Origin of the sequence: Sphingobium sp. UBA5915, assembly GCF_002431195.1 — a bacterium.
Lineage (GTDB): Bacteria > Pseudomonadota > Alphaproteobacteria > Sphingomonadales > Sphingomonadaceae > Sphingobium > Sphingobium soli.
Genome location: NZ_DJDV01000069.1, coordinates 19,798 through 44,468, shown reverse-complemented (window position 1 = coordinate 44,468; position 24,671 = coordinate 19,798). Strand labels below are relative to the sequence as shown.

The following is a 24,671-nucleotide window of genomic DNA, read 5'->3' as shown; positions in this document are numbered from 1 at the left end:
GTGGGCTGAGAACATCGCTTACACTGAATCACCTGCCGTGAGCGAAATGCGGTAAGCTTCTCAATGATGTAAAGTCGAAGAAAGGAGCAGAATGATTATCACCCTCTCCGACCTTCTGGCCGGCATTCGAGCCCGGAAGACCACGCTCGGTATCATCGACACGCCCGAACGCGCAAAACAGATGCGTAACACGGGTTTACGACGCACGCCCCGCAAACGCGCTATGCTGGACCGGATAGATGAGCGGACGCGCGCAGTTGGCGTAGAGCGATCAGCAGAACACGACATTAAATTGGGCGGAAAATGAAAGGACGACGGCTCTCGTCCGTCGTTCTTTTTACCAGGTTAGATCGCTCTGGCGTCTGCTTTAATGAACGCTATCCTCGAAATGGAAGAGAACAGACAGCTGATCTGTGCTCAAATCGTTGAACTCGGAAATGGAGAATATATTCGGCCGTAAGGCCAAAGTTATCATCGGGCCGGTAACAATTATGACTGGCGGATATCCTCCATACTCACGCGGATCAGAAGCGTCTCGACCCAATGCTCCGAGTAAGCTATCCCTTATATGCATCCGGTCCACAATATTCGGCGGAAGGATGAACACTTGAGTGGGATTGATGAGGTTGTCGCGAATTTGATCAAGCATCTCAGCTCCAGCATCCGCCACCATTGCTCGATCCTGGGCTTGCACGATTGTGGTTCTGAAACCCGCAGAATGCAAAGTCATCTCGATACTTCTGTTGAGGGCAGGATCATCAACCGCCGTAACAACTTGAATTAGATCAGTCATAGATATAAATCCCATTGCCGAAGAAGGGCCTATAAATGCCGAATCTGGCATCGACTGTCATTTAATTGACTGTCCTATAATGAGAAAAATGGGTTTTTCGGTGTTTTGAACTGATCTCGCATTTGCAACCAAAGGCACGTGGACAATACGGTCACTCGACGATCTCCCGGAGAAAAGCGAGAATGCACGGCGGCATCGGAACCTCCGAAATTCATTACTTATTCGCGCCCGAAGGGAAATCCACCACGTTATCCTGCTCGACTGGGCGCAGGCTGATGATGACCCGCTTGAGATCAATTACTTCATCGATCAAGCGCTGGTTCTTATCCCTCTCAGATTGCAGTTCGATCTGACAGATTCGGAGATCACGTTCGGCCTGAATGAGCTTATATTCATTCGCGGCAAATTTCTCCGCAATATCATCGCGCTCGGCAAATGCCCTTTTGGCAAATGAAAGTGGCTTCTCCTGTGCGGCCGTGGCTTCTCCCGTATCATCGTGAGCAACCGGGGCTGGTCTTGCACGATCTGCACACCTTTCTGCTGCCCATGAGACCAAGCGATCGACGGCGCGAAGGGATTTCTTGTGATACGGCCTGTTGAGAGTGTTTTTGTCTACGTCGGCGCGACGAAGTACCTCACGCCTAGATAGTTTGAACTGCTTCGGCCCATCACCTCGATCGACAATGTAGCGGCAGCGCCCTGTCAATGCGTCCGCCGTCCCTCTAATTTCGCGCCGAATCTGGACGATCGTCGCGGAGAGCTTCCGCCTAATTTTCTCGCGTTGCGCCGCCGCATTGGCCTGCTGCAAAGACAGTTCTGGTTCGCTCATGCGGCTTTGCTGATCAGGGCAAGGAAGCGATCATCATTGCGATAGTGATCCTTGATTTCAGGAAAAATTTCAACTTGATCGAGGATCTGAGCAGCGAAGAATTTCCGCGGCAAATCGAGTTTGTCCACGATGGCCTCGTGGTAGTGGTCGAACAGGTCCTCAATAGTCTCGTAGACCTCGTCGATCCGGAGCGACAGGTCCAAGCGAAAGCGGCACTTGGATTGGCATGCTGCGGGATCGATCTGGCGACCGCCAACTGCGCAAAGACCCGTCTGCTCCAATGCTCGAATGCAAACAACGCCAGGATAGATAATCTTAATGTCCATTGCGCCATCCAGCAGCTTCGCGGTCACGAACTGCATGAGGGTAACGCGTTGGGCCCGTTCGTTGAAAGGGATGTTCAGCTCGTCAAAGAAGCGGTCTCGTTGGGACCGGAGGGTGGCCGATGCAGGTCCGGCACTCCGGTCGAGATCCTCGACAATGTTGAGGGCGACTTCGACTCGACGCTCGCCGAGCATTTCACGCAAGTCCGCGAGAATACCCGGGTCCGCCAACAGATAGCGCATGGTCGTCATAATGTCGGAGTGACCGAACATTTCCATGACCAGCATAGGAGCGCCGGTGAGAGCCAGCAAGGCGAGTCGGGCTATCGTTTTTCGGTACCGATGCGGATGTGCTGTACCATCGTTAAGGTGGGCTAGGCCGTGTCGCTCTGCGAACTGGGTACAACGATAGTGGGGGCTGATGCGGGCCACGCCAGCACTCGTTCCGCTCATGCTCCACCAGAAACCGTCGCTGTCACGCGGCCCTAGCACTTCCGCCAATTTTGCCTGAGTTTTGAGCCAGCCGACGACCTGCGCGGGTATAGGCCAATTCCGTTTATCGCCGAGGGAGGTCCGAGACGGTTTCATCGTCCGGCCTTCGACGATGCCAAACTCGTCCACCGTGCCAGCTTCCCTTAAAACGACCGAGCGCTTGAGCGAAAGGACTTCGCTCTTCCGTCCTCCGGACAGCAATAGAAGAATGTGTAAAATTGAGTCAACGTGCCGGCTGATCAGACGTTCAAGCTCGTCCCATTTTGTCGGCGGGAACACTAGACAATCGCAAGTAAATGGTATTTCAGTGAGCGGCGACCCATCAGATTTAGTCCATTTGAAGTCCGCGAGCTTCTGTTTCCACGCCTCGGTGCGCGCTAATCGTACAGTCTGGGGTTTCGGCGCACCTTTTCGTCCGCGAGGAAACCATTCTGCGCGATTTTCTTCCATATCTGGATGATTTTCGAAAATGGTGGCGAGATTGGGACCGATTTCATTCAGGTAGAAGTAGCACCGACGACCCATTTCCGTGACGTATCTGTCAGATAAAGGGAGGTATGTTACATCACTGGGAGGAGCTTCGATTTCATTGGAGTAATTCTCGTGATCATCGAAGGCATCAGAAATATCATCGGCGATAAAGGCGTCGCCTCCACTATTGCCTGCCGATGGAAGAGACTGTCCAGGGTAGTCAGCAATGAAGCCTCGGCGCCCATATTCAGCGAGCCCTTGCAGGTGCGTCAATAGTCTAGTGGTATGCTTTTTACGCCCCTTCGACGCTGCATCGAGCAATTCATCCCAATCAGTGGCGCTGAGTGACGCAAAAGAAAACTTTCCACGAGCAATCATATCGCCAGCAAACTCGTTCAGAACGCTCTGTCTCGCTTTCAGTCCAGGCAAGCGAATAGGGTTCTTGATCGGCGCCACCATCGATAGCACAAGAAAGCGCTTGATCGTGTTTAGCAGTCCATCGCCTCCCAGCGCTCTCAGGTCGCAGGGTAGGCGATGACAAATGCTGCGTTGGGATGGTTGAAGATGTGGCATCAATTCTTCTGGCCACAGCCAATCATCGTCGCTCATTTTGCTGCCGGGGTGTGTAGCAGTCGGTAGGGTGATGATTGCGTTTTCTGGGATAGCCAGATTTGCGTCCGATAGTCTATCGAGCGCTAATGCCTCCTCCTGAAGGAATACCTCATGGCAATAGTCCAGAAAGAGGTCGATCTTCATGCTACGATCCCTCGATTAGCTAGCCTTCGGGCGCCTACGGAGGCGGTGCCAAACATTGGCCGAGGCGGGCGCGCCTTTACTGCCTTGATGGCATCAGCTTGCACCTTGGGCGCGTACTGCCTGAAAATTTCTTCGGCTGCCTCGAGCCGCTCCCCATAGTCGCTTTCAGTCCATGCAATGATATCAATCGAGGATTTGAGCTGCTCAAGCCGGGATATTTCTCGCGCCACATAGATTGCTGTATCAAATGTGGGGTAAGCCCGACTGCACCCATCATAGCAATTCTGCACAGTGCACATCTCTCCGTGTCGGTGGGATGGGTCGATATGGGCATCCGGCTTTGTTGGATCCGAGCACTGCATGCCTTGGGCGAATATGGAGGTGCCTGACGCCAGTGTGCCACCCTCTTCCTCCGTTAGGCGGCCGCTGGAAACCAAGCTTCGGATGATATCGGGAGCAGTCGACTGACCAGTCTGGAATTGCCGCAATAGTGCTCCGCCCAGATCGAGCCAGTCACGACGATGCCTAGACCGTCGCTTTTGATTGGCGATATAGGTGATCAAGGAGGCGAAATCGCTGTGGCCTAGCGCGATCTTCGTCAGGATGAGATTGGCCCCGGACTTCTCGTACGCGAAGATTGCCCAAGCCCGGCGGGTCATACCCTGACTTAGCTTTACCGGATCCCCGTTTGAGCGCTTGACGCCGGATGTGGCGAGAGCTGCGTTGAGAGTGGGCCAGTCGATTGCCAGTTCGGCGATCGAGCCATCATCTTGGACCACGAGCCAGGCCCTGTTCTGAAGGTCACGAAGCCGAGGCAGAGTTTGGCGAAGGGCCATGCGCTCCTGGGCGCTAAGTCCGCTAGACTTGTCCCGAATGGTCGCTTCGATAACGTGAATGCGCTTTCCGAGCATGAGCCGCAGAGGCTCCGTCCATGCGATGACACGGCGCATGATATCAAAAGCCGTGAAATCCTTGTTCGTGCTGCTTTGAGCTGTTTGGATTTTTCCCGCAGCGCGGTTCTTTACGGCGTAGATATCAACGTAAGTTCCATTCTCACCGTGAATAGGGTGAGGTCTATGCCAGTTGCCTGGCACGATCTCTAAAGCAGTTGATGCATTGAAGCCGGTTCTTAACAGAAAGAGTGCGAATGCACACTGCAGCTCTTGCTTTGTGGCAAGCGCCAAATGAAGTAATTTATGCTGCTCAGTCATGCTAAGCCGACCGCTTTTAAGCCCATCTAGAAAAATGTGGCATCTTTCTAGAGCTTCTTTAGTTCGATCGTTCGCGCAGTAATACTGATTCTTCCGATGATGATATATGTGGTCTATCCATCCTGCTTTCACCAGTGCCTTACCGTCCCTCGTCAGCGCCTGATGCGGTACGCCCGAAGCGTCGACACCGTCGTTACCCACTGCCAAGGGGCCCTGAAGTACGGCCGAGATGATCTTAGCACGATACTCCACTACTATCGGAAGATCCGTCCGGCCGCCTGGGGCAGGAGACAGAAAGTCGTCCTGAATGACTCTATTTGGGTATCTGTCGAAGAAGGCTGGCGGAGACACTCGAAGAACGGCAGTCTTTGCAAAGCGATGGCTAGAATCTAGTTCCCGCCACAAGTGGCCATACTCGATAACGCGCCGTTCACGAGACTCGTCCGTATCGGCATTTACGCCCCCTCCGACATGCTCGACTGCGGTCGGCACACCGTCTTTAGGAGGAGATGAGGCCTCGTCCGGTAGGAGATAGCGGCCTTCTGCAATCCGCGTGGTTGCGCTCTTCAGTGACGCGATAAGGGCCTCGCCTATGATCCTGTAGTCGTCGTCTTCTCCATCGATGTCGTCTGTACGATCCCAGTTGTTGCTTCCCTTGCTTTGGGGAAAGCGATTCGGAGCAAGGATAAAATTTCCGGGCAGTTCACCGAATTTTTCCTGCGCGGCGGAACGAGCGACGCGCGCGCATTGCGAATATACGCGGGAGAGAACATCGCCTTCGATCTGCTTGGGGAGCCAAGCTTCGAACAAGCCCCAAATGGCACCAGGCAGGTCCTCGACAGCGCCGTCGAACGAAATGGAGCTAACCGGATCTTGACCACTTCCACTAGTTGCTTCGAGCCAGTCAAGGAAGAGGAAGAGGTGGGTAAGATCGGATGCCAAGTTTTTAAACGTATCGTGCGTTATCCGCCTTTCTCTCGTGATCCGGCGGAGGCCAAGAATGAGGTCTAATCCGAGAACAGGGCGCGGCAGTATTTGACGCCCTAATCGTCCGGTCCGGCCAAGAACGAAGTGGCCGCAATCTTCTTCCCAGGCCATTGGTGGCCGAGTACTGCTGCCTTTGGATCGGCCGCGGACGAAATAATCGTGTTGGTTTGTCGTGATCATTCCAGTCAGTCCTCAAAGCCTGTCTTCGAACAGCTTGCTGAGGGAAACAGGAAAGAGGCGTTGGCTGAGTGTGACCAAGTACATTTCGGTGGTCGCAAGATGGTTATGTCCAAGATTCTGCTGGAGGCGGATCAATTCAGTTTGCAGTTCAACATTGAGATCAGGTGGTAATTCACCAGATGCATTCCGCCGGCATTCTGCAGCTTGCAGCAGAAAATTCACGGCATACCAATGCCGCCCCATGTGAGGGGAGATCGATCCAGATTTCCTGAATGCGCGATAGAAGGCCTTCGGAGGAAATGGTGAGCCATCTTCACGCAGCAGTAGAATATGACCGAAGGTCGATTTCTGCTGCAGTCGCAGGCTCCGTGTAAAATCCTGATAAGCAATGATCTGCTTGATGAGAAAAGGTTCAATTTCGACGAGGCGGGTCTTGTTGCCCTTTCCGGTAACCCTAAGGTATTTCTGGTTCCCAGAGCCCTGCTGCACCAGCGCGTCATTGCGAAGATTGATTACCTCGCTCAGCCTCAAGCCGCAGCCGTAGATAAGCAAGGCCCCGACTTGGGCCGCAGGGTCCAAGATAGCCGCAATGTGCCCACGGAGTTCATCCCCATCAGGAAGTCGTACTCGTCTGGGGTCTGGGCGACGTACTACAGCGAACTGCGGGCGTGAGATTGTCAGCGGCGCGCCCGAGAAGGAGGCCACGCGAACCTTCCGCTCCGTAGCGGAGACGATGAACTCTGGTGCCAATCCCTCGAACTTTGTCCAAAGGAGAAAATTCAGCGCATTGATTTGGCGATGATTGATTGTCGTGTTGGAGACAGGGATCCCGCTATTCGACCATTCCCCGGTGCCCATGTCATCACCATACGCCTCGAGAAGATCCTCTTGCGCTCTGAGCAGCCGCTCGTGAACATCTTCATCGGTGTCGTCGAGACTCAGCGATGCCTCCCACCATTCAACAAAATCATCGACGTGGCGCGCTATGACATTAATGCTCTGAGGGAGCGCTCGGCGCCCTTTCTGCTTCAACGCAGCGGCTTGGAAGTTGTCCAATTGTGTTGGTCGGGTGCTCCCAACCTCAGCAAGTTGGGCCCGCCCGATCGATGGCGTCCACGCTTTTGCCCAACGGGCTTGAATGTAGGCGTTGACGAGGCGGCCCGCTTCACCTCCACGGGTAACGTAGGGGCAGCCAACGAATTTACGTGGGATGCCCAAATTCAGCGCGGTCGGCTGGAAATGGAATATCCGCTTTGTCAGGGCTTGTGGTTTTAGAAGGTCCCCCGCTCTGATCTCTGCAACTGGCAAACAACTGTTCCCGAACTGTTCCCTCGTCAGCTAGGAATCAGTCCGGTCGGTGTCAACATAAGTAAAAATAGCGATGGGCAAGTGATCTGTCTCTGTCGCGCCTCAAACAGCCCATTCGAAACATTCCCGGAATTCAACTGTCTCGACCGCAACGCTCAGCCAGCGTTCGCCGTGTTCACCCATGAGAGAGGGGTGTCATGAATATCGGCATCGATCGTGCCCGGCGTGTTCGGCAGGCTGATGCCATGTTTCAGCGCCAGACCCGATCGCGGGCGCGCCTGTATCTCATAGCCTTCGGGTATCGCCATGGCAAAGCCGGTCGCGACGGCGTGGCGTCCGCCCGGCGGCAGTACCAGTTCCTCGGCCGATACCACGTCCATGCCGGCGGCCTGCGCGGTCGCGTAGGCGGGCAGGGGCAGCCCTCCACCATGGGGCAGGCGCTTGATCCTTATTTCAATCGGCGGAAAGGGTGAGGGCATGAGCGACCTTTTCGATAAGTTTGTCGGCGACGACTTGCTTGGGCAGGCACGGCCAGCTTTCGATGCCCTGCGCGCTGACGATCTGCACCGCATTGTCGTCGCCGCCCATCACGCTGTCGCCCGGCGTGCCGGACACGTCATTGGCGACGATCCAGTCCGCGCCTTTCTTTGCCAGTTTGGCCTGCGCATGGTCTGCAACCTTTTGCGTCTCGGCGGCAAAACCTACCAGCAGCTTGGGGCGCAGAGCATGACGCCCCAATGTCGCAAGAATGTCGGGATTTTCCACAAGGGCCAGCGGGGCCGGCTGACCTGAGCCATCCTTCTTGATCTTCTGCCCGGCGGCGTCGGCCGTGCGCCAGTCGGCAACGGCCGCGACCATGATGGCGGCGTCTGCCGGCAGCGACGCGTCGACCGCGGACAGCATCTCGCGCGCCGTTTCCACATCGATCCGGGCCACGCCTGCCGGCGTCGGCAACTGCACTGGCCCGGCGACCAGCGTGACGCGGGCACCCGCGCGCGCCGCGGCGGCGGCGATGGCGAAACCCTGTTTCCCTGAGGACCGGTTGGCGATGTAACGCACCGGGTCGATCGGCTCATGCGTCGGCCCGGCGGTGACCAGGATATGCTTTCCCGCCAGCGATCCCCTATTGCCCGTAAAATCGCACTGTCCGGCCAGCGGATCGGCCCGCAAAGGCAAGGCAAGCAGCCGCTCGACCTCCACCGCTATGGCCTCGGGCTCGGGCAGCCGCCCCTTGCCATATTCGCCGCACGCCATTTCGCCGTCGTCCGGTTCCATGACGTGCACGCCATCGGCCCGCAATTGCGCCAGATTGCGCTGCGTCGCCTTATGGTGCCACATGCGCACATTCATGGCGGGGACAGCCAGCACCGGCTTGTCGGTAGCCAGCAGCAGCGTCGTCGCCAAGTCGTCCGCAATGCCGGTCGCCATCTTCGCCAGGATATTGGCGGTGGCCGGCGCGACCACCACCAGGTCGGCCTGACGGCTGAGCTGGATATGCCCGATCTCGCGCTCGGCCTTCAGGTCGAACAGGTCGTCATACACCTGATCCTCGGTCAGCACGCCCAGCGACAGCGGCGTCACGAACTGTTCGGCGCTCTTGGTAAGCACCGCCCGCACAGCGATACCGCGCTTGCGCAAGGCACGGACAAGCTCCAGCGACTTGTAGGCGGCGATCCCGCCGGAAATGATAAGGAGGACGCGCCGGGTCATTCGGAAAGGCTATCCGAGTCCGCGCGGCATAGCGCCAGCAACTCGCCGATCCCATGCGCCGCCGTGCCAATGTGGAGCAGGCGAAATCCGGGCGCTGGCTTCCTCGCGTGTCATACTGACGAAGATAATAGCAAAGTCGCTCCCACGCCAGCCGCTGCTGCGACTATCGCCACCAGCGCGTAGCGCCACCCGCCGCCCACGCGGATCAGCCTGACTTCGTTCAGCGGGGGAGGGGGCGGGGCGCCGCCCTTTTCGGGAAAGGCGTCTTCTATCCGTTTAATGAGACCCGGCAGACGCTGGAGCGTGCGCCAATTCTCGATCAGAGTGTCGGCCGCCTTGGCCTCCGGCCCAAGTTCGTCGCGCAGCCAGCCCTTCACATAGGGGCCGCTCGTTTCCCACATATTGATGTCGGGGTCGAGCGAATGGGCCACGCCCTCTACCATCACCATGGTCTTTTGCAACAGCAGCAAATGCGGCTGGGTCTGCATGTCGAAATCGCGGGTGATGGCGAACAGGCCGTCCAGCATACCGCCCACCGACAGTTCGCTCGCCGCCTTGCCGCGCATCGGCTCGCCCACTGCACGCAGCGCCGTCGCGAACTCGGCGACATTATGATGGGCGGGGACATATTGCGCCTCGAAATGGATTTCGGCGACGCGCTTGTAGTTGCCGGTGATGAGGCCGTAGAGAATTTCCGCAAGCCACATGCGCGCGCGCCGGTCGATCCGGCCCATGATGCCGAAGTCGATCGCGACGATCTCGCCGCTTGCCGTCACGAACAAATTGCCCTGATGCATGTCCGCGTGGAAAAACCCTTCGGCGATCGCCTGCCGCAGGAAGGCGTTGACCAGGCGGGCGGCCAGATCCTTCATGTTGTGGCCTGCCGCGACCAGCGCGGCGCGATCGGCGATCTTGATGCCGTCGATCCACTCCATCGTCATGACCTTGCCACTCGTGCGGTCCCAGTCGATGGCGGGGATGCGATAGCCTGGCATCGCCTCCATCGCCTCGGCCAGTTCCGACGCCGACGCCGCTTCGCGTCGCAGGTCCAATTCGCGTGCGGTCCAGCGCTTAAGGTTGGCGATCACCAGGCGCGGGCGCAGTCGAGCGACTTCCCCGCCCAGCTGCTCGATATGGGCTGCGGCCCATTCATAGGTTTGGATGTCGCGGTTGAACTGATCAATGACGCCGGGGCGGATCACCTTGACCGCAACGTCCCGCCCATCGGTGGTGAGCGCGTGATGGACCTGCGCGATCGACGCCGCCCCCACCGGGGCTTCGTCGAACCGGCTGTACAATGCTTCCAGCGGCCGCCCGAAACTTTGCTCGATCTGGGCGCGGATCGTGTCGAACGGCACGGGGGGCAGGGCGTCCTGCAACCGCAGCAGGTCGTTGGCCGCTTCCTCACCGACCAGATCGGGCCGGGTCGCCAGTGTCTGGCCCAGCTTGATCGCTGCCGGGCCGATCGCCTGAAACGCGTCGGCATAGTGGGGCTGCTTGGGCACACGTGCGCCCAGCCGGGCGATCCGCACCAGCCGGCGCACGGGCGCGGGCGTCAGCGGATCGCGCTCGATCCCACGCAGCGCGCCATGCCGCGCCAAGATGCGCCCCCATTTCAGGAGCCGCCAGATATGGGTGATGTGGGACGTCATGCGCGGGTCAGATCTTCCACCCGCTATGGATCGCCACCAGCCCGCCCATGATCGGCTCGACTTTGGTGTTCACGAAACCCGCGTCCCGGATCATCGCTTCAAATTTGGGCATGGGCGGGAAGCGTCGGATCGATTCGATCAGATAGCGGTAGCTGTCGGCGTCATTGGCGAACAGTTTGCCGAGGTGCGGCACCAGCTTGTGCGAATAGACGTCATAGACGTCCGAAAAACCCGGCCAGGTCGTCGTGGAAAATTCCAGGCAGAAGAACCGGCCACCGAACTTGAGTACCCGGTGCGCCTCCTTGAGCGCCTTGTCGATATGGGTGACGTTGCGGATGCCAAAGGCGATCGTGTAGGCATCGAACGCGCGATCGCCAAAGGTCAGGTCTTCGGCATTCTGCTCCGACCAGATCAGGCCCTCATATCCCTTCTTCTGCGCGCGCTCGACCCCGACGGCCAGCATTTCGGGATTGATGTCCGACACAGTCACCTGCGCGCCATGGCGGTGCATACGGAACGCGATGTCGCCCGTTCCGCCGGCCATGTCGAGAATCTCCTCACCGGCCTGCGGCTTCACGCGGCGGACGAACTGGTCCTTCCATAGCCGATGCGCGCCGCCCGACATGGCGTCATTCATCAAGTCATATTTGGCTGCGACATTGGAAAAGACCGCGCGGACCATGCCCGCTTTTTCGGCGGCATCGACGTCGCGATAGCCGAAGGATGCTGTTTCGCTCATGCCTTTCGCTCTAGCCGCTGTTGTCGTCCCATGCCAGCGCGAAGGCAGCCGTGGCCGGAACGTTTCGCCTGCGTCATCCATTCCTCCGCCTGACCGACCGATATGGGGGAATGTCGATATGCGCCGACCTGTCCACTTCGCCGTCGCGCTCGCCGCGCTGCTCTGCCTGGCGCAAGCTGCGCCGCCACCCAGCCCGCAGCAAATCTACGGTCCCTTGTTCGAAGCGGTGCAGAGCGAGCGGGTCTTCGAGGATGGGAAGACCTTCGTCGACGCCGTACCAAAAGGCGACCCTGCCGCCATTGTGGAGGCCTATCGGCGGGAACAGCCAAAGGGCGCGGCCCTGCGCCAGTTCGTCCTGCGCCATTTCAGCGTGCCGGGCGAGCAGGACGAGCGGCCGGCCCAAACGCTCCGCGACCATATCCGCGCTCTCTGGCCGCAGCTCACCCGGCCGGCGCTCAATCCGCCTGCCGGCTCATCGGCCCTCTCCTTGCCTGCGCCCTATGTCGTGCCGGGCGGGCGATTTCGCGAAATCTATTATTGGGACAGCTATTTCACCATGCTCGGCCTCAAGGCGGATGGGCAGCAACCCCTGATCGATTCGATGCTCGCCGATTTTGAAAGCCTCATTGCCCGCTACGGCTTCATCCCCAACGGCACCCGCACATATTATCTGGGGCGGTCGCAGCCTCCCTTTCTTTCGCTGATGGTCGATCTGGCCAGCAACCCAACCGATCCCCGTCACCTGGCCGCCTTGCGCGCCGAACATGACTTCTGGATGCGCGGTCGCGATCGCGCATCCAAATCAGGGGCCGCCCTCCGCGTGGTGCGCATGCCCGATGGCGCGCTGCTCAACCGCTATTGGGATGATCGGCCCGGACCGCGCGATGAAAGCTGGGCCGAAGATGTCGCGACCGCGCGTCAAAGCAACAGGGCCAGGGGCGACGTCTATCGCGACCTGCGCGCCGGCGCGGAAAGCGGCTGGGACTTTTCCTCCCGCTGGCTGGCCGATCCCAAACGCCTGTCTACGATCCGCACCACGCATATCGTGCCCGTCGACCTCAACAGCCTGCTCTGGCGGCTGGAGCGCGCCATTGCCGAACGATGCGCGACAGCGGGCGATGCCGGTTGCGCGCGTCAGTTCCATCAATTCGCCGCGGCGCGCAAAGCCGCCATCGACCGCTGGCTCTGGCTACCGGATGCGGGACGCTATGCCGATTGGGACATGGATAGCCGACAAGCCACGCCCATCGTGTCGGCGGCCACGCTCTTCCCCCTGTTCGTCGGCCTGACCCCCAAAGCCCAGGCCGATGCCGTTGCCCGGCTCACGCGCGATCAGCTCGTCGGGGAGGGCGGCCTGCGTACGACCCGGCTTGCGACAGGGCAGCAATGGGACAGCCCCAATGGCTGGGCGCCCCTGCAATGGGTGGCGATCGACGGACTGGCGCGCGCGGGCCATCCGTCGCTTGCCAGAGACATAGCCCGCCGTTGGATATCGACGGTGGACGCGGCCTTCCGTGAAACCGGCAAGATGCTGGAAAAATATGATGTCGAAGACCGCAAGCCGGGCGGCGGGGGCGAATATCCGCTGCAGGACGGCTTCGGGTGGACCAATGGCGTGACCGCGGCCCTGATCGCCCGCTGGCCGGATCTTGCTCCGGACGCCTCTGTTGCGGCGGGACGCTAGCGCCTACATAACGGCTCATGCCTGAACTTCCCGAAGTAGAAACCACCGTGGCGGGCCTGCGCTCAGTCTTGCAGGGAAGCCGGCTCACGCGCGTCGAGCCGCGCCGCGCCGACCTGCGCTTTCCCATTCCGGTCGATTTGCGCCAACGCATGACGGGCGCCATCGTGACCGGCCTGTCGCGGCGCGCCAAATATGGCCTTATCGAAACCGACCGGGGTGACATGATGATCTTTCACCTCGGCATGTCGGGGCGTTGGCGGATCGATCCGGCGGAGATTGGCGCCCATGATCATCTGCTGGTCGAAACCGATCAGGGCCGGATTCTCTCGCTCAACGATCCTCGTCGGTTCGGATCGCTTGATCTGGTGCGCGCTGACGCCTGGACCGGCTATGCGCCTTTCACCCGCATGGGACCCGAGCCCCTGGGTGATGATTTTTCGCCGGCAATGCTGGCCACAGCGTTGAAAGGCAGGGCAACCTCGATCAAGGCGGCGCTGCTGGACCAGCGCATCGTGGCGGGTCTCGGCAACATCTATGTTTGTGAAGCGCTCAACATGGCCGGCATCGCCCCCACTCGCGCTGCAGGGCGAATCGGCGCGGCCCGTCTGGCGCTTTTGGTGGAGGCGATTCGTACCGTGCTGACCGCCGCCATTACGGCTGGCGGATCGACCTTGCGCGATTATGCGCGGCCTGACGGAGAACTGGGCTATTTTTCCAAGCAATGGCGCGTCTACGGCAGGGAAGGGGAACCCTGTCCATGCGGCGGCACGGTCCGGCGGCGCGTCGATGGCGGTCGGTCGACCTTTTATTGCCCCACATGCCAGAAATAGCCGTGTCCGAATCCGTTGACGCCTGCCCCGATACTCTGTAAGGGGCGCACCTTCACGAGGCATGTCGGCATTTTCGGCGGGCCTCTTCCCGAGATTTGACGAGAACCGAGGAATAGAATGGCCAATACGCCGCAAGCCAAGAAGCGCATCCGTCGCAACGAGCGTCGCGCCGCAATTAATGGCGCCCGCATCAGCCGGATCCGCACCCTGGTGAAAAAGGTGGAAGCCGCCATCGTTGCTGGCGACAAGGACGCCGCCACCACCGCGTTGCAGACCGTTCAGCCTGAACTGGCGCGTGGCGTTGCACGTGGCGTGCTGCACAAGAACACCGCCGCTCGCAAGTTCGGCCGCCTGACCAAGGCCGTTAGCGCGATCGCCTGACACCCCCCGCAAGGGAATAACGAACATCAGAGCCCGCTCCGGATGGCCGGAGCGGGCCTTTCGTTTTTACGTCACATTGTTGTCATTGGCTAGACACGCGCAAATCCTGCGATTCGACCGGATTCGGCAGGATTGTGACTAAATAAATAACTGAAATATCGTGATAAAATGCCAAGTTGGCCTTTTCTGCGGCTTTGCCGAGTCAACGGCTTTATTTCATTTTTTTGAAGTGTTCCGGCCTTGATCCGGCGAAGCGCGCCTGTCTATTTTGCTCCTCCGGCCGCCGCTCGAATCGTTTTTGAGGCGGTCGTCATTAGGTCAGACGATGCATGATGATCGGAAAAGCAATGGCTTTTCCGAATAGCTATTCTTGCGCCGTTCTGACTGATCTCGGGGGTCGCTTAGGGTATGAAAGTCGGGGCAGCTTTGGTGGAACGTCAGGCAACGGACAGTGAGATTGGCACCGGCCTGGATTCTGCCTGGAGCGTGATCCGGACCGGTCTGCGCCGTGACGTCGGCGCGCGCCTGTTCGACCAGTGGCTAAAGCCGGCACGTCTTGGCGACTATTGCCCCGAATCGCAGACTCTCGACCTGCTGGTCGCCACTGACTTCAGCGCGAATTTCGTGTCGGGCCAGTTTGGCGATCGCTTGCGCATGGCCTGGCGCAGCGCCGGGGTCGGGGTGCGCGAAGTGCGTGTGCGCCGCGCGCCGGACGCTTGTGGGCCTCGCCTGCTGGAGGTCGCGCCGTCCATCCAAACCGAACCCGTGATGGAAGAGGCGATCGTGGCGTCGAACTTCCAGCCGCGTCACAGGCTCGACGATTTTGTCGTAGGCGACACCAACCGCCTGGCCTGGTCCGCGGCGCAGGCGATGGCGGGCGAAGCGCAGCCGCGCTTTACGCCGCTGTTCATCCATGGCGGCACGGGGCAGGGCAAGACCCACTTGCTGCACGGCATCGCAGCGGCCTTCTCCGCGCATTCGCCCACGGCCCCGGTCCTCTATATGTCGGCCGAACGCTTCATGATGGAATTTGTGAACGCGATGCGCGCCAATGAAACGATGGCGTTCAAGGCGCGGCTGCGGGCCGCGCGCCTGTTGCTGATCGACGATATCCAGTTCATCGCGGGCAAAGGATCGACGCAGGAGGAATTTCTCCACACGATCAATGACCTGATCGACAGCGGCGCGCGCATCGTCGTCACCGCTGATCGCGCGCCGCAAATGCTTGAAGCGATTGACGCGCGCATCCTCTCGCGCCTGGCCGGTGGGCTGGTCGCGGACATTCGCGCCGCCGGCCTCGACCTTCGCCTCGCCATCCTTCAGTCAAAGCGCGCTCTGGCTGGCGATACGACCGTCCCCGACATGGTGATCGATTTCCTCGCCCGCTCGATCCGGTCGAACGTGCGCGAACTGGAAGGCGCCTTCAACAAGCTGGTGGCTTATGGCCAGTTGACCGGGCGCGCTATCGATCTGGACTTCGCCCAGCAGATGCTGGCCGATGCTGTGCGCGCCAATGCCCGCCGCATCACCGTGGATGAAATCCAGAAGGCCTGCGCCGCGCATTTCAAGATCGATCCGGCGGAAATGCGCTCCAAGCGCCGCGCCCGGGCCGTCGCCCGTCCGCGTCAGGTGGCCATGTATCTTGCCAAGAAAATGACGCCGCGTTCGTTGCCGGAAATCGGCCGTATCTTCGGTGGGCGGGATCACAGCACCGTGATCCACGCGGTGCGGACGATTGAAGCGCTCCGCGAAACCAGCCCGGACATGGATGCCGATGTCCGTGCATTGCAGCGTTTGCTGGAGGGCTAAAGCCCCTCTGGCGCGTCGCGCCTGATCGGCTAGGCTATCGGTATGATTCGCCAGCTTGCCCTGATCCTCGCCGCCCTCCTGTCCATCGCGCCTGCGTCTGCGCAGACATCAGCACCCCCAGCCGATCCCGCCGACGTGCGGGTAACGATGCTGACGGAGCAGGGGCCCGTTGTCATTGCAGTGCACAGTGGAAAGGCGCCTGTCACCGCAGCCAACTTCCTGAAATATGTCGATCAGAAGCGGCTTGATGGCACCGCCTTCTACCGCGGCGTTGGGGCTGCCGATTATGGCTTCGTGCAGGGCGGCGCGCAGAATGACCCCAAGCGCATATTGCCGCCGATTGCGCATGAATCCACCAGCCAGACGGGTCTGGTCCATGATGAAGGGGCGCTCTCAATGGCGCGTTATGCGCCGGGCAGCGCGACCGGCGACTTTTTCGTCGTGTTGGGGCGGATGCCGTCGATGGACGCTCATCCAGACGCGTCCGGCGACAATCAGGGATTTGCGGTCTTCGCCCATGTGGTGGAGGGGCTGGACGTAATAAAGGCGATCCTCATCGCGCCTAAATCGCCGACCAAAGGCGAAGGCGTCATGAAAGGCCAGATGCTCGAAACACCCGTCAAGATCCTCAGCGTGCGTCGCACGCCCTGACAAGTGCCCGTCAGTCGGCAGCGCGCTGGTCCAGGATGCGTGCAACGCCCATGTCGGCGGTGACATTGCCGACAGTGCGGAAGATGTCGGGCACCGTCTCGACCGCCAGCAAGAGAGGCAGTGCCTCGACGGGCACGCCCATGGCAAGGCAGATGGGGCCGGTGGTCGTGAAGAAGGTGATCTGGCTCGGCAAGCCAACCGCCGCCAGGCTGACCACTGCCGCCACCAGAACACCCAAGATCAATTGTGTCGCACCCAGGTCGATGCCATTCATGGCGGCGACATAGAGAGCGACACCCAGATTTGCGGGCGGGCTGGTGATACGAAACAGGGAAATCGCCAGCGGCAGGACGATGGACCGGCTCGTTTCCCGCACCGCCAGCGCGCCGTCGCTTGCCTGAATCATCGCGGGCAGGGACGCGATCGAGCTTTGCGTGGAAAAGGCGATGGCCTGGGCCGGGAAGACAGCGCGGGCGAAACGGCCGACGCCGATTCGGCCAAGCAGGACCGCGAGTGGATAGACGAGCAGCGTCACCAGCAGGCACAAGGCCACGATGAACAGGATATAGTGCAACAATGCTCCGGCGGTGGCGAGGCCCGATCGCGCGCCCGCGACCAGTGCCAGCGCGAACACGCCCAGCGGGGCGAGCCACAAGACCCAGTTCACCACCACGAGCAGCGCGTCGGCCAGTGCCTGGAAAAAGCCAGTCAGCTGCGCGCGCCGTTCCGCCGCGATCCGGGTCACCGCAAAGCCGAATATCAACGCGAACAACACGATCGCCACCACTTGCCCATCGGCTGCCGACTTGAGCGGATTGACGGGAATGAAGCCCAGCAGCCACTCGGCCGACGGCCGCACGTCCGGGACCTCGCTCACTGGTCCCGCGCCAACCAGCGCGCCGACCGCGCCTTCCGGGACTGGCCAGAGCGTCAGAAGAAGCGGCCCGGTCAGTGCTGCGACGCTTGCCGCCCCGACCAGCAGAATTGCAAACAGGCCGATCGCCCGCCCAGCGAGGCCATTGTTGCGCGCTGTGGTCGCTGCCTGCGCAATGCCTGTCACCAACAGAGCGAAGATGAGCGGGATGAGCGGCATCTGCAATCCGCCAAGCCACGCCTTGCCAATCGGTTGCGCCACGCCGACGATCGCGGCGTCCCAGGCGCCGCCCCATTCGGCGATGGCGATGCCACAGACCAGCCCAGCGACCAGGGCAATGAGGATGCGGACGGTCAGCGACATGGGGTCAACTCTTTCCGGTCAGGGCTGGCATATAGCCGGAAACGTATCGGAAGCGCGCAAGCCGCCAGCTGCAATTCACTCGCCAAAACTGCGCGGGGCCGGATCGATGACAGTGAAATTGCCCGCGCCGACTTCCGACACTTCCAGCGCCCGTTCGGCGACCCCCGTGCGGGTGAAGCGGAATGCGCCGTCGATACCGGAAAATCCTCCCGCGTCGCGCAGCCGGGCGGCGGGGAAGGGCGCGCCGGCGTTCCACTGCTGCGCAATTCGCACTGTCAGCAACACCGCATCATAGCCCAGCGACGACAGGCGGAACGGAGCTGATCCATAACGGGCGCGATATTTGGCGACGAGTTGGCGATAGAGGCCATCCGACACGCTGGCGAACCATGCACCGCGCAGCGCCGGATTGCTGGCGAGCGATGGCTCCGCATTCCACAATTCCGTGCCCAGCAATCGCGCGCTGCCGCCGCCATTCTTGCGCAGGATCGGCGCAACCTGCAACGCGACGCGCCCGGAATCGGCGATCAGCAGCGCGTCATAGCTGGAGGACGCCTGCAAAGCCTTGACCGCCGCGGCGATCGATCCCGCAGACCGGTCGAAAGTCTGCATCGACACGACCGTGCCGCCCGCCTGTTCGACCGCGCGCAGCATCGCGTTGCCGGCTCGCTCGCCATAGGTGCCGCGCGGCACCAGCGCGCCGAACTGACTGAGGCCCTTTGACTTGGCGAAGTCGACCACTCGCTCGATCGACTGGTTGGGGTTGTAGCCCATGATATAGACGCCATTGCCGGCGACGCTGCTGTCATTGGAAAAGCTGATGACCGGCACGTTGGCCCGCGCCGCGATCGGCCCGACGACCCGCGCGTCTTCCGCCAGCAACGGCCCCAGGATCAGGCGGTTGCCATCGGCCAGCGCCTTGTTCACCGCGGCCGCCGCGCCCAGCGCGGTGTCATAGGTGGTGATGCGCACTTTGTCGGTCTTGGTATCGAGCAACGCCAGCGTTGTAGCGTTGGCGATCGATTGCCCTACGCCTGCATTGGCGCCACTCATCGGCACGAGCAGCGCCACGCGGTGGCGGGCGGTGTCGGTGGGCAGGCCCTGGACGACTTCGGGCGTGGTCGGCCGCGTGGGCGCGGTGGGTGTGGTGGGGGCCGGTCCCTTGGGCACGATCGACTGACAGGCGGCCAGGAACAGGGCCGCGCCCATGAAGGCGACGCGCGCACCGCGCTTCATCGAAGCGAAGATGTTCGCTTGCCGGGGGGCATCCGTCTCTGTCATCTGGCGTCCTTATGGAAACTGAACTTTCTGGGCTGAAGCCCGGGCTTTACATCGTCGCGGGGCCGATCGGCAACCTTGGAGACCTGACCCCGCGCGCGGCCGAGATATTGCGGCGGGCTGACGTGGTCGCGGTCGAAGATACGCGGGTCAGCGCCCGCCTGCTGCGTCATGCCGGGTCCGACCGGCCGATGCTGCCCTATCACGACCACAGCGCCGACCATGTGCGCCAGCGTCTGATCGACCGGATGGCGAGCGAATCGGTGGCGCTGCTGTCGGATGCGGGGACCCCGCTCATTTCCGATCCGGGGTATAAGCTGGTGCGGGACGCGCGGGCGGCGGGACGCAAGGTGACGACGCTGCCCGGCCCCAGCGCGGTGATCGCGGCCCTCACCTTGTCGGGACTGCCGACCGATCGCTTTCTTTTCATGGGCTTCCTCCCGTCCAAGGCCAAGGCGCGCGGCGACGCGCTGGACGAAGTGGCGGCGCTCCGCGCGACGCTGGTCTTCTATGAAAGCGGGCCACGCCTGTCCGACAGCCTGTCGGCCATGGCCGCGCATCTGGGTGATCGGGATGCTGCCGTCAGTAGGGAAATCAGCAAGACATTCGAAGAAACGGCGACGGGCACGCTTACCGCCCTGTCCATGCGCTACGCCGACGCGCCGCCCAAGGGCGAAATCGTGGTCATCGTAGGTCCACCCGCAGATGCGCCGCCTGCCAGTGCCGAGGATGCCGACGCCGCCCTGCTGGAGGCAATGACGCGCCTGCCCGTGTCGAAAGCCGCTGGCGAGGTCGCGAAGAAGTTCGGGCTGGACCGCCGGACCCTCTATGATCGGGCGATGGACCTCAAGGGATGAGCCGCGCCCAGGCCGAACAGCGCGGGCGACAGGGGGAGCGCATCGCCGCCTGGTGGCTGCGGCTCAAAGGGTGGCAGATCGTCGGCCGCCGTATGCGGACGCGCGCGGGCGAAGTGGATCTGGTGGCGCGGCGCGGTGCGATGCTCGCCTTTGTCGAGGTGAAGGCGAGGGCGACCGCTGCGGAACTGGACATGGCGATTGACGAACGCCGCCTGGCACGGGTCGCGGCGGCGGCCGAAATCCTCTGGCACGACTTGGCGAAGCCGGGTGACGACATGCGAATAGACGTGATCCTTCTTGCGCCGGGCCGACCGCCACGCCATCTGGCCAATGTCTGGCATGGGGGGTGACGGCCGCCCGGCGCGTCCTGTTCTCCTGAGTGGAAGGTGTTCGGAAATGATTGAGTTTAATCCCCTGACCGTCGCGGTGCAGATGGACCCGATGGAGGGCATCAACATCGCCGGCGATTCGACCTTTCACATCATGCTGTCGGGGCAGGCGCGCGGGCACAAACTCTATCACTATCTCGCGCCCGACCTGACCTATCGCGACGGCCGGGTGCTTGCGAAGGCGCGTCCGGTGAAGGTGCAGAAGGTTGCCGGGGATCATTTCGCTTTGGGCGACTGGGAAACGCTGGATCTGGGCCGCGACGTCGATGTCGTGCTGATGCGGCAGGACCCGCCCTTTGACCTGAGCTACATCACCGCGACCCATTTGCTGGAGCGGGTGCAGGCCGAAACTCTGGTGGTCAATGATCCGGCCAGCGTGCGCGATGCGCCCGAAAAGCTGTTCGTGCTCGATTATGCGCGCTTCATGCCACCCACCATGATCACCCGGGACTTGGCAGAAGTAAAAAGCTTCCTGGCCGAACATGGGGAGATCGTGGTGAAGCCGCTTTACGGCAATGGCGGCGTGGCCGTATTCCATGTCGGCGCGAATGGCGCAAACCTGTCCTCGCTGGTCGAACTGTTCAAGGAAAAGTGGGTTGAACCCTTCATGGTGCAGGCCTTCATCCCAGGCGTCGCGCAAGGGGACAAGCGCATCGTGCTGGTCGATGGCGAGGTGATGGGCGCGGTCAACCGCATACCGGGCAAGGGCGAAATCCGGTCGAACCTGGCGGTTGGGGGATCGGCGGCCAAGACCGAACTCACGAACAAGGAGCGGGAAATCTGCGCGGCTCTTGGGCCGGAGCTCAAGGCGCGCGGGCTGCTGTTTGTGGGCATCGACGTGATCGGGGGCGAGTGGCTGACCGAAATCAACGTCACCTCGCCCACCGGCATCGTATCGATCGAGGCGTTCGACGGCACCGACACCGGCGGCATGATCTGGGATGCGATCGACGCGCGGCTGGCGGCGCGAGCGGCAGACTGAACGGACCAGCGGTTGGCGCGTTAAGCCGCCGTGATCCTTTCCCAAACAATGAGCCGCTGACATGACCGACTGGGTTCTGCGCCTGATCGATGCGGGCGGTTATTGGGGCATCGGTTTGCTAATGGTGCTGGAAAATGTCTTCCCGCCCATTCCGTCCGAACTCATCATGGGCATTGGCGGCATCCGCGTCGGGCAGGGGCGGATGGCGATGGAGTGGCTGCTGCTGGCCGGGACGATTGGCACGACGATCGGCAATTATTTCTGGTATCTGGTCGGGCATATGTTGGGGTTCGAGCGGTTGAAGCCGCTGGTCGATCGTTATGGCCGCTGGGCGACGCTGGAATGGCGCGATGTCGAGGCGCTGGATCGCCTGTTCGGCAAATATGGCCAGATCGTCGTCTTCGTCTTCCGCTTCCTGCCGGCGTTCCGCACGATGATATCCCTGCCCGCCGGCCTGTTTCGCATGGGCCATATCCGCTTCCTGTTGTGGACGGCGGGTGGGGCGCTGATCTGGAACATCATCCTAGCCTATGCCGGCTTTGCGCTGGGGCGGCATTTCCAGGATATCGACCGCTATCTGGGGCCGGCGGCGACGGTATGCGTGATCGGTGCCGTGATCTTCTATCTTTGGCGTCTGGCGACCTGGCGGCCGCGCGGCTGACGGGGTCAGGCGCGGGGATGGGCGTTGCGGTAGATGTCGAGCAGATGGGCGGCGTCGACCTGCGTATAGATCTGCGTGGACGACAAGCTGGCGTGGCCGAGCAGTTCCTGCAGGCTGCGCAAATCCGCGCCGCGACCCAGCAGATGCGTGGCGAAGCTGTGGCGCAGGGCGTGGGGCGTGGTGCGCTCTGACAGGGCGAGGCGTCCGCGCGCGCCTTGTACGGCGCGGCGGATCAATGCTGGGGAGAGCGGGCCGCCGCGCGCGCCGCGAAACAGCGGGGCGTCGCGCTCCAGCGGATACGGGCAGGCAGCGACGTAGCTTTCGATGGCGGCGCGCAGTTGCGGCAGCAGGGGGACGAGCCGGGTCTTGCCGCGCTTGCCGGTGACGCGCAGCGTATCGCCCAGCGGCCAGACGGCGCCAGTGAGGCCCATCGCCTCGCCAATCCGCAGCCCCGCGCCGTAGAGCAGCAGCAGCACCGCCCAGTCACGGGCGCCGATCCAGCCTTCGCGGGCGGTTTCGGCGATGTCGGCAGCGAGCGCCAGGGCTTCGTCGGGGGAAATGGGGCGGGGGAGGCCGCGCTTCACCCTTGGTCCCTTGAGCCGGGGCGGCCTGGCATCCTCACCGCCGACGAACCGAAGGAAACCGCGGACCGCCGAAAGCTCGCGGGCGGCGGAGAGGTTGCCGATGCCATCCATGCGCCGGCTGGTGAGGAAGGCGCGCAGATCGGCCTGCTCAAGGGTCGCCAGCATCGCCTGCGTCACCGCCTCGCCCCGATGCTGTTCCAGGAAGGCGACCAGCCTTTCGGCGGTGGCCTGATAGGCGCGGACGGTGTGGACCGAGCGGCGGCGGTCGAGGGCGAGATGGGCGCGCCAGCGGTCGATGAGGGCGGAGGAGGCGGACATGGGCCGCGCCAGGATAAGGGAGGCGGGGCGGGAAGGGAACATGCGAATCGCGCGCCCCATGACAGCGAAAAGGGCAGCGCCGTGATGGCGCCGCCCCTTTTTGCCCCAGCCAAAAAGGCCGGATCGGCGCGTCCGCAAGGAGGAATGCCCCCTCGCGAACGCCTGGCCGATTACTTCAGCTCGACGGTCGCGCCGGCTTCTTCCAGCTGCTTCTTGAGCTTTTCGGCTTCTTCCTTGTTCACGCCTTCCTTGACGGCCTTGGGCGCGCCTTCGACCAGCGCCTTGGCTTCGGTCAGGCCCAGGCCCGTGATGGCGCGGACTTCCTTGATGACGTTGATCTTTTTGCCACCGTCGCCGGTCAGGACGACGTCGAATTCGTCCTTCACTTCTTCAGCGGCAGCGGCCGGGGCGCCAGCGGCGGGGCCGGCAACGGCAACAGCGGCGGCGGCCGAAACGCCCCACTTTTCTTCCAGAGCCTTGGACAGCTCGGCGGCTTCGAGGACGGTGAGGGCCGAAAGCTGGTCGACCAGAGCGTTGATGTCTGCCATGTGTTCAGTTCCTTATTTGGGGCGATGCGCCCCGTCAGATTTGGGTCAAAAAATCGGAGGGCGAACGGCTTATGCCGCTTCCTTCTCCGCATAGGCGTTGAAGACACGCGCGAGCTGCGCGGCCGGCGCCTGGGTGACGGTTGCGAGCTTGGTAGCGGGCGCGACCAGAAGGCCGACCAGCTTTGCACGCAGTTCATCCAGCGACGGCATCGATGCGAGCGCCTTGACGCCCTCCGCATCGAGCAGCACTTCGCCCATCGCGCCGCCAACGATCTCAAGCTTGTCGTTGGTCTTGGCGAAATCGATCGCAACCTTGGCGGCGGCGACCGGATCGACCGAGGTGGCGAGGCCGACCGGACCGGTGAGCATGTCGCTCAGCGCGGTATAGGCGGTGCCATCAAGGGCGATGCGGGCGAGGCGGTTCTTCGTAACCTTGTAGGACGCACCGGCGTCGCGCATCTTCTGGCGCAGGACGGTCGACTGGGCGACGGTCATGCCGAGGTTGCGGGTCACGACGACCACGCCAACTTCTGCCAGCTCTGCGTTCAGCGCGGAAACGACCTCAGCTTTCTGATTACGATCCATGCCATTACTCCACTTCATGTCCCGCGCAGCGCCGGTGAAGGCCCGCGCCAGGACGGCTCAAAACCCGCACGCCGGGTGGGCGCACGGGGCACAAAGTCCGAAGGGGAGAGATCAACCGGCCTGGACCCCCAAAAGGAACAGGCAGACCCGAATCGGGCAAGCGCCCGTCCGGTAAAGAGCTTTTCCCCGTCTAGGCCGGGCATTAAGAAGGGCATATTCCCTTCACCGACTGTCTCGGACGGAAGGCCGACGGCATCGCTGCCATGGCCTGCGGGTGCGCCCTTAGCGAAAGCGGCCGGCAATGTCACGCCAAATCTGGCGCGGGGGCGGGTAGTGGGACGCGTGCGCCGAAAGGGGGCGGCGAAATTTTTCCTACGAAGTTCACAGTGTCGTCGGGCTTTGTCGACGCAAAACAGGGAAACACCA

The 24,671-nt window shown here is 61.7% G+C and carries 23 protein-coding genes and 1 pseudogene; 10 read left to right on the top strand and 14 right to left on the bottom strand.

Annotated features, from left to right (window positions below; all coding sequences use genetic code 11):
- Window positions 1-91 precede the first annotated feature (91 nt).
- Entirely contained in the window at window positions 92-307 is a 216-nt protein-coding gene (locus B2V90_RS11365; RefSeq protein WP_037516069.1) for a hypothetical protein, read from the top strand.
- Window positions 308-367: 60 nt separating this feature from the next.
- Here the strand turns inward: B2V90_RS11365 and B2V90_RS11360 are convergent, their stop codons facing one another.
- The 9 genes and pseudogenes from B2V90_RS11360 to B2V90_RS11320 all read right to left on the bottom strand — a co-directional run bounded on the left by B2V90_RS11360 (window position 368) and on the right by B2V90_RS11320 (window position 11,451).
- A complete protein-coding gene (locus tag B2V90_RS11360) occupies window positions 368-793 on the bottom strand; it encodes a hypothetical protein (RefSeq protein WP_037516071.1) in 426 nt (141 codons plus the stop codon).
- Between the two features lie 214 nt (window positions 794-1,007).
- Entirely contained in the window at window positions 1,008-1,622 is a 615-nt protein-coding gene (locus tag B2V90_RS11355) for a hypothetical protein (protein ID WP_037516072.1), read from the bottom strand.
- Complete coding sequence (locus B2V90_RS11350; protein ID WP_037516073.1) at window positions 1,619-3,664, bottom strand: site-specific integrase; 2,046 nt, start codon at window positions 3,662-3,664, stop codon at window positions 1,619-1,621. The genes B2V90_RS11355 and B2V90_RS11350 overlap by 4 nt, the downstream gene beginning before the upstream one ends.
- Window positions 3,661-6,042, bottom strand: coding sequence for a hypothetical protein (locus B2V90_RS11345; protein ID WP_293921325.1), 2,382 nt, complete (start codon window positions 6,040-6,042; stop codon window positions 3,661-3,663). Before B2V90_RS11345 ends, B2V90_RS11350 begins: the two co-directional genes overlap by 4 nt.
- A gap of 12 nt (window positions 6,043-6,054) precedes the next feature.
- Window positions 6,055-7,350, bottom strand: coding sequence for a tyrosine-type recombinase/integrase (locus B2V90_RS11340; protein WP_146037303.1), 1,296 nt, complete (start codon window positions 7,348-7,350; stop codon window positions 6,055-6,057).
- Window positions 7,351-7,553: 203 nt separating this feature from the next.
- Window positions 7,554-7,829: pseudogene (locus B2V90_RS11335) on the bottom strand (dUTP diphosphatase); the annotation flags it as partial.
- The gene (gene coaBC / locus B2V90_RS11330; protein ID WP_228221839.1) at window positions 7,804-9,060 is read right to left on the bottom strand and encodes a bifunctional phosphopantothenoylcysteine decarboxylase/phosphopantothenate--cysteine ligase CoaBC; all 1,257 of its coding nucleotides are present in this window, start codon (window positions 9,058-9,060) and stop codon (window positions 7,804-7,806) included. The pseudogene B2V90_RS11335 and the gene coaBC, both read right to left, overlap by 26 nt.
- 110 nt (window positions 9,061-9,170) lie before the next feature.
- Entirely contained in the window at window positions 9,171-10,712 is a 1,542-nt protein-coding gene (gene ubiB / locus B2V90_RS11325) for a 2-polyprenylphenol 6-hydroxylase (protein WP_228221838.1), read from the bottom strand.
- Window positions 10,713-10,719: 7 nt separating this feature from the next.
- The gene (locus B2V90_RS11320) at window positions 10,720-11,451 is read right to left on the bottom strand and encodes a class I SAM-dependent methyltransferase (RefSeq protein ID WP_009820777.1); all 732 of its coding nucleotides are present in this window, start codon (window positions 11,449-11,451) and stop codon (window positions 10,720-10,722) included.
- Window positions 11,452-11,569: 118 nt separating this feature from the next.
- Here B2V90_RS11320 and treF point away from each other — a divergent pair, with 118 nt between their 5' ends.
- The 5 genes from treF to B2V90_RS11295 all read left to right on the top strand — a co-directional run bounded on the left by treF (window position 11,570) and on the right by B2V90_RS11295 (window position 16,806).
- Window positions 11,570-13,135 carry an alpha,alpha-trehalase TreF gene (gene treF / locus B2V90_RS11315; RefSeq protein WP_228221837.1) on the top strand — a complete coding sequence of 522 codons (1,566 nt, stop codon included), beginning with the start codon at window positions 11,570-11,572 and terminating at the stop codon, window positions 13,133-13,135.
- 17 nt (window positions 13,136-13,152) lie between these two features.
- The gene (gene mutM / locus B2V90_RS11310) at window positions 13,153-13,965 is read left to right on the top strand and encodes a bifunctional DNA-formamidopyrimidine glycosylase/DNA-(apurinic or apyrimidinic site) lyase (RefSeq protein WP_009820780.1); all 813 of its coding nucleotides are present in this window, start codon (window positions 13,153-13,155) and stop codon (window positions 13,963-13,965) included.
- Between the two features lie 117 nt (window positions 13,966-14,082).
- Window positions 14,083-14,346 carry a 30S ribosomal protein S20 gene (gene rpsT, locus B2V90_RS11305; RefSeq protein ID WP_009820781.1) on the top strand — a complete coding sequence of 88 codons (264 nt, stop codon included), beginning with the start codon at window positions 14,083-14,085 and terminating at the stop codon, window positions 14,344-14,346.
- A gap of 408 nt (window positions 14,347-14,754) precedes the next feature.
- Window positions 14,755-16,155 (top strand): chromosomal replication initiator protein DnaA, encoded by a 1,401-nt coding sequence (gene dnaA, locus B2V90_RS11300; RefSeq protein ID WP_228221836.1) that lies wholly within the window; start codon window positions 14,755-14,757, stop codon window positions 16,153-16,155.
- Window positions 16,156-16,197: 42 nt separating this feature from the next.
- Window positions 16,198-16,806 carry a peptidylprolyl isomerase gene (locus tag B2V90_RS11295; protein ID WP_228221835.1) on the top strand — a complete coding sequence of 203 codons (609 nt, stop codon included), beginning with the start codon at window positions 16,198-16,200 and terminating at the stop codon, window positions 16,804-16,806.
- A gap of 10 nt (window positions 16,807-16,816) precedes the next feature.
- Here B2V90_RS11295 and B2V90_RS11290 read toward each other — a convergent pair whose 3' ends face one another.
- Window positions 16,817-18,043: a dicarboxylate/amino acid:cation symporter gene (locus B2V90_RS11290; protein WP_228221834.1), complete on the bottom strand. Its 1,227-nt coding sequence runs from the start codon at window positions 18,041-18,043 to the stop codon at window positions 16,817-16,819.
- 75 nt (window positions 18,044-18,118) lie between these two features.
- Window positions 18,119-19,324, bottom strand: a complete 1,206-nt coding sequence (locus B2V90_RS11285; RefSeq protein ID WP_414711599.1) for a penicillin-binding protein activator — start codon at window positions 19,322-19,324, stop codon at window positions 18,119-18,121.
- A gap of 11 nt (window positions 19,325-19,335) precedes the next feature.
- Here B2V90_RS11285 and rsmI point away from each other — a divergent pair, with 11 nt between their 5' ends.
- The 4 genes from rsmI (at window position 19,336) to B2V90_RS11265 (ending at window position 22,210) form a co-directional block, all read left to right on the top strand.
- A complete protein-coding gene (gene rsmI, locus B2V90_RS11280) occupies window positions 19,336-20,178 on the top strand; it encodes a 16S rRNA (cytidine(1402)-2'-O)-methyltransferase (protein WP_293921317.1) in 843 nt (280 codons plus the stop codon).
- The gene (locus B2V90_RS11275; protein WP_009820787.1) at window positions 20,175-20,528 is read left to right on the top strand and encodes a YraN family protein; all 354 of its coding nucleotides are present in this window, start codon (window positions 20,175-20,177) and stop codon (window positions 20,526-20,528) included. Before rsmI ends, B2V90_RS11275 begins: the two co-directional genes overlap by 4 nt.
- A 46-nt stretch (window positions 20,529-20,574) precedes the next feature.
- Window positions 20,575-21,549 carry a glutathione synthase gene (gene gshB / locus B2V90_RS11270; protein WP_228221832.1) on the top strand — a complete coding sequence of 325 codons (975 nt, stop codon included), beginning with the start codon at window positions 20,575-20,577 and terminating at the stop codon, window positions 21,547-21,549.
- A gap of 61 nt (window positions 21,550-21,610) precedes the next feature.
- On the top strand, window positions 21,611-22,210 hold the full coding sequence (locus B2V90_RS11265; protein ID WP_293921313.1) for a DedA family protein: 600 nt from the start codon (window positions 21,611-21,613) through the stop codon (window positions 22,208-22,210).
- A gap of 5 nt (window positions 22,211-22,215) precedes the next feature.
- On the opposite strand, the gene B2V90_RS11260 is transcribed toward B2V90_RS11265, so the two are convergent.
- The 3 genes from B2V90_RS11260 to rplJ form a co-directional block, all read right to left on the bottom strand.
- Complete coding sequence (locus B2V90_RS11260) at window positions 22,216-23,112, bottom strand: tyrosine recombinase XerC (protein WP_228221777.1); 897 nt, start codon at window positions 23,110-23,112, stop codon at window positions 22,216-22,218.
- A 170-nt stretch (window positions 23,113-23,282) separates the two neighbouring features.
- Window positions 23,283-23,660 (bottom strand): 50S ribosomal protein L7/L12, encoded by a 378-nt coding sequence (gene rplL / locus B2V90_RS11255; RefSeq protein ID WP_009820791.1) that lies wholly within the window; start codon window positions 23,658-23,660, stop codon window positions 23,283-23,285.
- 69 nt (window positions 23,661-23,729) lie between these two features.
- Window positions 23,730-24,245 (bottom strand): 50S ribosomal protein L10, encoded by a 516-nt coding sequence (rplJ, locus tag B2V90_RS11250; protein ID WP_037542042.1) that lies wholly within the window; start codon window positions 24,243-24,245, stop codon window positions 23,730-23,732.
- Window positions 24,246-24,671 lie beyond the last annotated feature (426 nt).